This is a genomic window from Flavobacterium sp. (assembly GCF_036515215.1).
Lineage (GTDB): Bacteria > Bacteroidota > Bacteroidia > Flavobacteriales > Flavobacteriaceae > Flavobacterium.
Map to the genome: position 1 here is coordinate 1 of NZ_DATBVQ010000167.1, position 9,168 is coordinate 9,168.

Annotated in this window: 9 protein-coding genes and 3 pseudogenes; 7 read left to right on the forward strand and 5 right to left on the reverse strand. The window is 35.0% G+C overall.

Annotation, left to right across the window (positions count from 1 at the left end; genetic code table 11):
• From VIH09_RS11245 to VIH09_RS11265, 5 genes are all read left to right on the forward strand, one after another.
• The coding region (locus VIH09_RS11245) for an energy transducer TonB (protein WP_331580991.1) at positions 1-415 on the forward strand (415 nt) is incomplete at its 5' end.
• Positions 415-645: a hypothetical protein gene (locus tag VIH09_RS11250; protein WP_331580993.1), complete on the forward strand. Its 231-nt coding sequence runs from the start codon at positions 415-417 to the stop codon at positions 643-645. The genes VIH09_RS11245 and VIH09_RS11250, both read left to right, overlap by 1 nt.
• Positions 646-648: 3 nt before the next feature.
• Entirely contained in the window at positions 649-1,569 is a 921-nt protein-coding gene (locus tag VIH09_RS11255) for a substrate-binding domain-containing protein (protein WP_331580995.1), read from the forward strand.
• 16 nt (positions 1,570-1,585) lie between these two features.
• Positions 1,586-3,256: a tetratricopeptide repeat protein gene (locus VIH09_RS11260; RefSeq protein WP_331581008.1), complete on the forward strand. Its 1,671-nt coding sequence runs from the start codon at positions 1,586-1,588 to the stop codon at positions 3,254-3,256.
• Between the two features lie 237 nt (positions 3,257-3,493).
• Positions 3,494-4,126: a 7-carboxy-7-deazaguanine synthase QueE gene (locus VIH09_RS11265; RefSeq protein WP_331580997.1), complete on the forward strand. Its 633-nt coding sequence runs from the start codon at positions 3,494-3,496 to the stop codon at positions 4,124-4,126.
• A gap of 51 nt (positions 4,127-4,177) precedes the next feature.
• Here the strand turns inward: VIH09_RS11265 and VIH09_RS11270 are convergent.
• The 4 genes and pseudogenes from VIH09_RS11270 to VIH09_RS11285 all read right to left on the reverse strand — a co-directional run.
• Positions 4,178-4,784: pseudogene (locus VIH09_RS11270) on the reverse strand (class I SAM-dependent methyltransferase); the annotation flags it as partial.
• A 258-nt stretch (positions 4,785-5,042) separates the two neighbouring features.
• Positions 5,043-6,299 carry a hypothetical protein gene (locus tag VIH09_RS11275; RefSeq protein ID WP_331581000.1) on the reverse strand — a complete coding sequence of 419 codons (1,257 nt, stop codon included), beginning with the start codon at positions 6,297-6,299 and terminating at the stop codon, positions 5,043-5,045.
• A gap of 266 nt (positions 6,300-6,565) precedes the next feature.
• Entirely contained in the window at positions 6,566-6,742 is a 177-nt protein-coding gene (locus tag VIH09_RS11280) for a hypothetical protein (RefSeq protein ID WP_331581002.1), read from the reverse strand.
• Between the two features lie 43 nt (positions 6,743-6,785).
• Positions 6,786-7,628, reverse strand: coding sequence for a universal stress protein (locus VIH09_RS11285; protein WP_331581004.1), 843 nt, complete (start codon positions 7,626-7,628; stop codon positions 6,786-6,788).
• 373 nt (positions 7,629-8,001) lie between these two features.
• On the opposite strand from VIH09_RS11285, the pseudogene VIH09_RS11290 reads away from it, so the two are divergent.
• A pseudogene (locus tag VIH09_RS11290) lies at positions 8,002-8,148 on the forward strand (IS4 family transposase); the annotation flags it as partial.
• A gap of 110 nt (positions 8,149-8,258) precedes the next feature.
• Here VIH09_RS11290 and VIH09_RS11295 read toward each other — a convergent pair.
• A complete protein-coding gene (locus VIH09_RS11295) occupies positions 8,259-8,966 on the reverse strand; it encodes a class I SAM-dependent methyltransferase (protein ID WP_331581006.1) in 708 nt (235 codons plus the stop codon).
• Between the two features lie 71 nt (positions 8,967-9,037).
• Here VIH09_RS11295 and VIH09_RS11300 point away from each other — a divergent pair.
• Positions 9,038-9,168: pseudogene (locus tag VIH09_RS11300) on the forward strand (YkgJ family cysteine cluster protein); the annotation flags it as partial.

The following is a 9,168-nucleotide window of genomic DNA, read 5'->3' on the forward strand; positions in this document are numbered from 1 at the left end:
AAAAAAGATTGGAGCTGAAACAATTAAAGGAGATCCAGATGCGGTTTTAACTGTTGCTCCAGTAGGGCCTGGACCAACAAAAATTGTTGAAGAAGACAATCAAATTTACAACACCGCAGGTATCGAAGTGAAACCTGAATTTCCAGGAGGAATGGATAAGTTTTATGGTTATGTAGCTAAAAACTATCGTGCTCCAGAGGAGGAAGGTTTGAAAGGTAAAGTTTACGTAACTTTTGTTGTTGAAAAAGATGGTTCTTTAACTGATATCAAAGTCTTAAGAGATATTGGTTACGGGACAGGGAAAGAAGCGATACGAGTTTTAAAAAGTTGCCCTAGATGGAATCCTGGAGTTCAAAATGGAAAACCGGTAAGGGTGCTTTATTCCCTTCCGATCACTATTCAAACAGCGGATTAATGTTGGATAAAATAATTAGAAATATTCAGAAGAAATCGCCCAAAGAGCGATTTCTTCTTGTTATAGGGATTTTGTTTTTGATACTTTATTTTGTCTTGGGATTATTTGTTATCTTTATGAAGAATTTCCCTATTGACTTGGCAACGCCTTATAGGCTTGCTTTTGGGATTTTGCTGATCGTGTATGCATTCATTAGATTTATACGGATTATTAATGATGATAAAACTTAAGTTATGAAAAATTCTGTAAAAATTATGTTGGGTTTTCTTTTTTTGGGAGTGCTGTTCAACTGTAAGCAATCGGATAGCTCTGATAAAGAAACAATTTTAAAAGGATCCACTACAATTTTGGTTGATGAAACTTTAAAGCCAATAATTCAAGCTCAAATTGATATTTTTCAGAGTGAATACAAGGCTAAAATCATTCTGACTTCTAAATCGGAAAATGAAATTGAAAAAGCATTTTTAGCGGATAGTTCAAGAATCGTTGTTCTAGCTAGAAAATTAAATGAAAATGAAACAAAGTATTTTCAGAATCTAAAAATAACACCTAAGACCACTAAAATTGGAACGGATGCAATAGCTTTCATTTCTAATAAGGCTAGCAAGGATACTCTTATAGCCCTAGAAGATGTAATCGAATTTATGCGAGGAAAAACCAAATCTTCAATTAAAGGATTGGTTTTTGACAATCTGAACTCTAGTACGGTTCGTTACATGAATGACTTGGCAGGGCTTAAGACAGTTCCTGCAAAAGGGATTTACTCTTTCAAGACGAATGAAGAAGTTATAAAATATGTTTCTGAGAATGATGGTATGATTGGAGTGGTTGGACTTAATTGGCTGTATGAACCAACTTCTAATGTAAAAGAGTATTTAAAAAAGGTAAATGTTTTAAGTGTTAAAGGGATTTCGAAAACCGGATATTTTGCGCCTACACAAAACAATTTAGCAGAAGGTACTTATCCTTTGGCACGTGATTTGTATATAATCAATTGTCAGGGATACTCCGGATTAGGAATGGGCTTCGCTTCATTTGTCGCCGGTGATATTGGACAACGGATAATTTTAAAGTCTGGTTTATTGCCTTGGCGTACTCCCGGAAGAAAAGTTATAATTAAAACAAAATCAAATAATGAAAATGAAAATGAATAAATCAAATAAAGTTAAAATGAACAAATTTAAAATTTTAGGTGTTGCCTTTCTGGCTTCCGTTACGTTTACTCAAGCGCAGGATATCGATCAAGCAAAAAGGGAGATTGATGCTGAAAAGTACCAAAATGCGAAAACTACTTTAAAATCGATAATCAAATCAGATCCGGATAAAGGACTTGCTTATTTCCTTTTAGGAAACGTTTATCTTACTCAAAAGGTAGCTGATTCTGCAAAGGTTAGCTATGAGAATGGTTTGAAAGCTAAAGATGAAGCGCACTTTAATTATATCGGATTGGGTCAAATGGACCTTAATGCCAGTAATTCGGCTGCTGCCAAAACTAAATTTGATTTGGCAATTAAAGAAATGGGAAGAAGGGATTTCGAAGAGTATGTGTATGTTGCTAGAGCATACATGAATGCTGTGAAACCTGATTATAAAGCCGCAATAGCTACCTTAAAGCAAGTAAATGAGAAATACGCTCAACAGCCTCTTGTATTGTTGGCTTTAGGTGATGCTTATTATGGTGATAAAAACCAAAATGATGCTTATTCTGCATATCGTAATGCTTTTCAAGCCGACAACTCTTTAATTAGAGCAAAAATGCAATTGGGAGTTTTACTTAAAGGAGCTAAAGCATATACAGAAGCTGTAAAAGCTTTTAATGATGTAATTGCAACAAATCCTAATTATGGGCCTCTTTATCGTGAGTTGGCTGAGACCTATTACTATTGGGCGGTTAATGTACCTTCTAAAAATGATGAATACATGAAGCAAGCATTATCTTATTATGAGAAATACATGAGCCTGACGGATTATTCTTTAGCTTCACGTATGCGTCATGCTGACTTCTTAATTGTTGCGCATGATTACAAGGCTTTAGAAATTGAAGCGAATAAAATGAAGGAAATTGACAATGTAAATCCTAGGATTTTACGTTATTTAGGTTATTCTGCATATTTTAATAATAATGTTGATGTGGCTATCAAAGCCCTTGAGGACTATACTTCGAATGCGTCAAATAATGTGATGTCTCTTGATTATTTATACCTTGGATTAGCCAATATTAAAAAATCAACAATGGGTACCGATGTTACAGTTGCAGAGCCGGTATTGTTCAACAAAGGAATGGCTCTTGTTAAGAAAGCGTTTGATATGGAGCCTGCAGTTGCTAATGACTTAAGTGAAGCCGGAAAGGATCTTTATGAGAAAAAAATGTATAAAGAAGCGGCTGCTATTTTTGAAATCGCAACTTCATACAAAGAATCTAAAAACTATTTGCTTGATAATTTTTACTTAGGGAACTCATTGTATTTTGATAACACAAAAAGTGGCGCTGTAAAAGATACGATTGCTTTAAACAAGGCGGATGTTGCTTTTGGAAATGTGATTCAGGCATCGCCAGATACTCAGGATGTATACGTGTATCGTGCAAGAACAAATAGTTTGCTTGGGAATGATGAGTTGATGATCAAATATTACCAACAGTATATTGATATTGTGACTAAGAAAGGTCCGGAAGAATTGGCTAAACCAGCGGTTAAAACTAAGCTAATTGAAGCTTATAATACTATGGCAGCCGGTTATGCTAATTTTGACAAAGCGAAAGCAAAAGAATATTTTGCAAAAACTTTAGAACTTGATCCTGAGAACGGATACGCGAAACAATCTTTGAATACTTTGAAATAGTATAATTAATTTTATAGATGAAAACCGATAGCTTCAACGCTATCGGTTTTTTTGTTTTATATGGAATTGAATTTAATGAGTTGCCCTATTTTGATGTTTTGATTACTGTTTTATTTACAATTATAAAATGTTGCCTATGAGTTTTTTCGTTACTATGAGTTCTTTTTGGAAAGCATTTCCATATAATTAAATTAACTCCTTTTCTAATTGGCTATATTTGCACTTTAATTTATAATAATGCTATCAAAAGAAATACAGTTAGAAGTTAACAAAGGGGCGATGCTTCCCTTAATGGAAGAGTTTTACACGATTCAGGGGGAAGGCTTCCATACGGGAACAGCGGCTTACTTTGTGAGAATAGGTGGTTGCGATGTAGGTTGTCATTGGTGTGATGTCAAAGAAAGTTGGAATGCTGCCTTGCATCCGCCTACAAGTGTTGATTTAATCGTAGCTAACGCAAGTAAATATGCAGAGACGGTTGTCGTTACAGGAGGAGAGCCATTAATGTGGGATATGACTCCGCTTACACAAATGCTTAAAGACAATAACAGAAAGGTGCATATAGAAACGTCAGGTGCTTATCCATTGACCGGAACTTGGGATTGGATTTGCCTTTCGCCAAAGAAAAATAAACTTCCAACGGAAACTGTTTATGACAACGCACATGAATTGAAAGTCATTATCTATAATAAGCATGATTTTATTTTTGCAGAGGAGCAAGCGGAATTAGTAAACGATAACGCGATATTGTTTCTTCAGCCTGAATGGAGCAAGAAGGAGGAAATGACTCCGCTAATCGTTGACTATGTGATGAACAATCCGAAATGGAGAGTGTCGCTACAAACACATAAATATCTGAATATACCTTAATGGGAGTAGTAATAAATCAAAAAACCAAACAACGACTGTTGTTTGGTTTTTTTATGCTTTAGAAGATAGTGTCTGTAATTTTTTGTTTTTTGATATCGAAAGCTTGGCCAAATAATCATAGGGCTCTCCTTCAAAAATCAGTTCCGATTTTAATTCATTGGCGAAAGCTGTATTTTGAAGTGTGTTGTAATTAATATACATCCAGTCAAATTGTTTTTCTTTTTCACCTTTGTACGCAATGTTGAAAATAACTTCGACCATAATATGCGTTATCAAAGAGAACCCACTTTCCGCCGTCTTCATCGTTGTCAAAGATGCAGGTGATATCCGAACTGTGCAGTAGAATTTGTCCTCCCGACTTCAATAGAGATTTAAGCTTTATAAGAAAATTCATGATGTTCTTTAGTTTTCTGCATATACCCGCTCCATTCATAAATGATAAAATAGTATCGTGTTTGTTGTTTTCTAAAGTCATCATATTTTGAACTCTTGCGTCTTTTATTCCGCGAAGTGTACATGCCTGAATTGCATTCTAAGAAATATCGATTGCTGTTGCCTCTAAGTTACTTTCGTTTTGTAAATACAAGCTATGGCTTCCCGCTCCGCATCCTACATCTAAAACTTTCCCCTTGGCAAGTTGCAACGCTTTTTGTTCCAATATAAACTTGCTTATCCAGTTCATTTCTCGTTTATTTATTGTGTTGTATTTGCGCGTATTAACTAAAACTATTAACTAGTTAAAATTATTTTGTGTTAGAAGCAAACACTGCACCGATAACTGACTCAGCACTGACGTTTTTGCCTTTGTGTTCGGACTAGTTTCAGAACACAGTTTTAATTTTGCACAATACTTCAAATTGCACGTTAGCCCGTCTGACGCAAAATAGTTGTGTGTAGCATATAATACTTTACTAAATTAAATCTGAGTATTGGGAACATTTTTAAGCAACGATTTCACTAGCATTATAAATAATCCTGTTAGAAGTAAGTTTAGGGCCAATGAAAGCATCGCTATTGTAACAATGGGTCCTCCAATTCCATAAGACATGGAAATGATTAAGACACCAGCGCCTACTTCTCCTCGAGGAAACATAGCTATTGCAACAGCAAGTCGTTCACGCCAGGATGCTTCTCTGCGATATACAAAAGCCGGAACCATTTTTCCTATATTAGATAATAATGTTACTATAAGTACATGAAAAATAATGGTTTCCCAATTTAAAGTTTGTTCGGGATTTAAATTTAAAACTTCATTTCCTTTAAGAGCTGCATCAACAATTTCAAAATGCTGGGTTTTTAAATCACTACCTGAAAAACCTTCTAGAGGAGGCATTGATAACCCGACAAACAACATAAAAACAGCAGAAACAATATAAGAAACTGTTTTTTCTTTTTTTTGTTCGAGTATATCTTCTCCTTGATTATTTTCATGTGACCTGATATAGTTATGTTTCTTTGAAATCATGGAACCTAAGATGAAAGCAGGCAATAAAACTTCAATATGCACCCCTACAGTTTCGTACATTGCTTTACTTAAGTAATAAATAATCTCTGCTGTCCCCGAAATAATTACGGCATAAAACAATACATTTTTCCAGCGTATTGACAGTTGTAGTGAATTAAAGTGTCTCCACGCGAACAGAACTTGAACAATCATTATAACCATTACAAAAAGTAACTCAAACTTAAATCCTATTATGAGCATTTGGAGGGGAATCATTAGGATAACAGTATCAAGGTCGTCAAATATGGCTAGGACTCGAGTCTTTTTAAACATCCAAGTGGAGGCCAAGCCCGCAGCAGTCAGCATAGAAAACAGAACCCCAGCTGAAGTAGGGGAAGCAAATCGTGCAATAAGTAACGAGTTAATCCATGTTTCACCAGAACGGAATGAATCGGGAGTTAATGCGTAAACAAAATAGATGGTGACAAAAATCCATGGTAGCGTTGCGGCAGAAAAAGCGATAAGGTAATCATAGCCGTAGTCCTTTATTTTGTCTTTACGAATTTCGAACTCATATCCAACATGAATCATAATAAAGGCAAGACAAATAATCGTGCACATTTTAATATAGATATTCAAGCTACTGTAATTATCAACAACAACTGGAAGTACTTGTGAAAGAACTAGCCCTGTTAACAGGAGTGTGGATAATATAAATACCTTTTTCATCTGCTACCTTTTAATAGATAAGTGATAAGTGCCGAATATAGAATAACAATAATTAAAGTGTCAAGACCCAACAGCTATACCCTTTTTTTGGGGTTTAAACAGAAGTCCAAAAATTGATACCACAATAGGACTGGATTAAACGACTGAAAAAGAGGTCGCCTTATTCGGGTATCTAAAACAGAAAGAATAAGTAGATTAAAAACACAACTACTTAAAACATCTCTGGCTGCTAAAATTGGGGCTTTAACAATTGTTACCGCACTGATTTAAATAATCAACTCGGCTAAAGAGGTAACCAATGCCATCAATATCAATCCAATCCACGCATTGCTTAATCCGGTAAGTCTGGCAATCCGGTCGCCATAGGAAGAAAGTATTGTTCCTGCATAAACAATTAGTGCAGAACACAAGATAAAATCGAATATGGATGGAAATAAGCTCATGAGTTCTGTGAACAAGCATTTATAGTTAACTTACTCAAAAACATTAACCGTTTAGCTCTGAAGGAATCGCCAATAATGGTACTTTCGTATGATAGGCAACTCTTTTGGTTAAACTGCTATCTAAAAGAGAATTAAAAAAACCTTTTCTCTTGTGCGTTATCAAGGCAATCATATCCAGTTCCTTTCTTCCTGAAAGTTTGTCAAACGCATCCTGAATATTATCAGTGTGCGGAAAATGGAATGTAAATTTTTTGTTACCGAAAAATTTTTCGATCAGAGTCTTGTATTCCAATGATAAATTGTTTTCACCGTCCGGTCCAGTTGCTTTTTTATGAAAATGCCATATCTGTATTTCAACCTGCAAGTTTTTTGATAAGTGAATCAGGTATTTTAATGCTCCAATGTCATTCAATTGGTAATTGCTGCAAAAAGCAATTTTCCTCAGGGAACCAGGTTTGTACTTTTCCGGAATACCAATGACCGGGCAGTCGGACTTGTTCATTACATTTGCTGTTACAGTACCTACCAGTTTTTCTTTTAATCCGGTTGCTCCGGTTGTTCCCATTACAATCAGTTCGATTTTGTGATCCCTTGCGTATCTGAGAATATTGCTTTCTCCTATTCCTCGGTCCACAAATATTTCTATATCCGCCTTTACGTTTTTCAATGAGAAGTTATGTGCTATTTGCTTTAACGTGTTTTTCAGTTCAGATTCTTCACGGTTGTTCTCCTCTTCACTTTTTTTGTGACTGTAAAATCCGCTCTCGAATGGCATAAAAGAATGATACAATATAAAAGTACTATCCGGTTTGTTAAAAAACTTAATAGCATACTGCAATGCATTATCAGCTGTTTTGGAGAAATCAGTTGGAACAAGAATCTTCATAACTTACTTGTTTTAATTGACGGTATAGGTGTTCGGGCATGAAATACCCATCATATAGTAAAGTTAATCATTGATGACTTAATAATACTGACTTATGGTATTTTTTTTAGTTGGGTAGTCATCGTTGTTGTAAGCGTTGATGCATTGAATAGAATAAACTCCGTGAAATTTATATCCATAAAATCAATGGCGTCTTAAGCATTTAAAAATAAACATAAAAAAGAGAATGATTTTTCTAGTCTCAAATTAACTTTCAGTTGTACAACAAAAAAAGCTCTCTTCTATTGCAAATAGATTTTTGTTTTCTAAAATAAGTTCAAAATTAGATCTCTCCAAGTTCAAACAGGCAAAATTCAAAATTAAGTTGAAAATATTCATGCTGGACTCCACGACAATCAGTCTATGTTTAAGTCTATTTGATTGGGCAAAATACATACAAGCCAAACGAGCTGTAAAGATGCATACATTGCTTGATTTTGAAGGCAATTTACCAGCTTTCATTAACATTACAAATGGCAAAACAAGTTGACCACTTTTACAATTATTTTTCCCTTTTGAATTTTTGGGGCAGTAATGGTCAAATTTTCGGTGTTGTTTTTCTTAAATCAATGTTAATCTGTAAATTCTTTTTTATATCGAAAGTTTGGCCAAATAGTCATAGTGCTCCCCTTCCAGGATCAATTCAGATTTTAGACCATTGGCGAAAGCCGCATTTTGAAGCGTATTGTAATCAATATACATCCAGTCAAAAGGTTTTTCTTTTTCTCCTTTGTATGTTATGTTGAAAACAACTTCACCGTAGTACGCATTATCGGACGGAATCCATTTTCCGCCATCTTCATCGTCGTCAAACATATAGATTATATCCGAGCTGTCGAGCAGAATTTGTCCTCCCGGATTCAACAAGGATTTAAGTTTTATAAGGAAATTCGGAATGTTCTTTAATTTTCCACACATGCCCGCTCCATTCATTAATAATAAAATGGTATCATACTTTTCGTTTTCTAACGTCATTACGTCTTGCACTCGGGCGTCTTTTATTCCGCGTAATGTACATGCCTGTATTGCATTTGGAGAAATATCTATAGCTGTTACTTCTAGATTTCTTTCGTTTTGCAAAGTCAAACTGTGACTTCCCGCGCCACAACCTACGTCCAGTACTCTGCCTTTGGCGAGTTGAAGTGCTTTCTGTTCCATATTGGGCATTTCATTATAGGAACGAAACAAATAAGCGACACTCATTTGATCTTCCTCGGAAATGGTCGTTTCGGTAATTAAATCTTCAGGGGAATTATTCGTTTGAAAATCGAGGATGGCTTTGCCAAAAAGGTCTTTCATTTATTTAGTTTAAAGTTTACTGTTTGGGTTAGAAAGTTTATTTTTGCGGATATCAATTTTAAAATTTAAGCTTGAAACCATCCTTAAACGATCTTGGAAAACTTGCCAAAGATAAGCATATAGAAAACAAAAAGTATTTCGATAAGCTTAAAAAGAAAACGCCTAAGAATTTAGATTATGTGATGCAGGATTTGCATGATGC

Excerpts from the sequence above, each read along its gene's own strand:
- VIH09_RS11280 (WP_331581002.1), bottom strand. The coding sequence starts at position 6,742 with ATGAGCTTATTTCCATCCATATTCGATTTTATCTTGTGTTCTGCACTA.
- VIH09_RS11265 (WP_331580997.1), top strand. The coding sequence starts at position 3,494 with ATGCTATCAAAAGAAATACAGTTAGAAGTTAACAAAGGGGCGATGCTT.
- VIH09_RS11250 (WP_331580993.1), top strand. The coding sequence starts at position 415 with ATGTTGGATAAAATAATTAGAAATATTCAGAAGAAATCGCCCAAAGAG.
- VIH09_RS11295 (WP_331581006.1), bottom strand. The coding sequence starts at position 8,966 with ATGAAAGACCTTTTTGGCAAAGCCATCCTCGATTTTCAAACGAATAAT.
- VIH09_RS11275 (WP_331581000.1), bottom strand. The coding sequence starts at position 6,299 with ATGAAAAAGGTATTTATATTATCCACACTCCTGTTAACAGGGCTAGTT.
- VIH09_RS11260 (WP_331581008.1), top strand. The coding sequence starts at position 1,586 with ATGAACAAATTTAAAATTTTAGGTGTTGCCTTTCTGGCTTCCGTTACG.
- VIH09_RS11255 (WP_331580995.1), top strand. The coding sequence starts at position 649 with ATGAAAAATTCTGTAAAAATTATGTTGGGTTTTCTTTTTTTGGGAGTG.
- VIH09_RS11285 (WP_331581004.1), bottom strand. The coding sequence starts at position 7,628 with ATGAAGATTCTTGTTCCAACTGATTTCTCCAAAACAGCTGATAATGCA.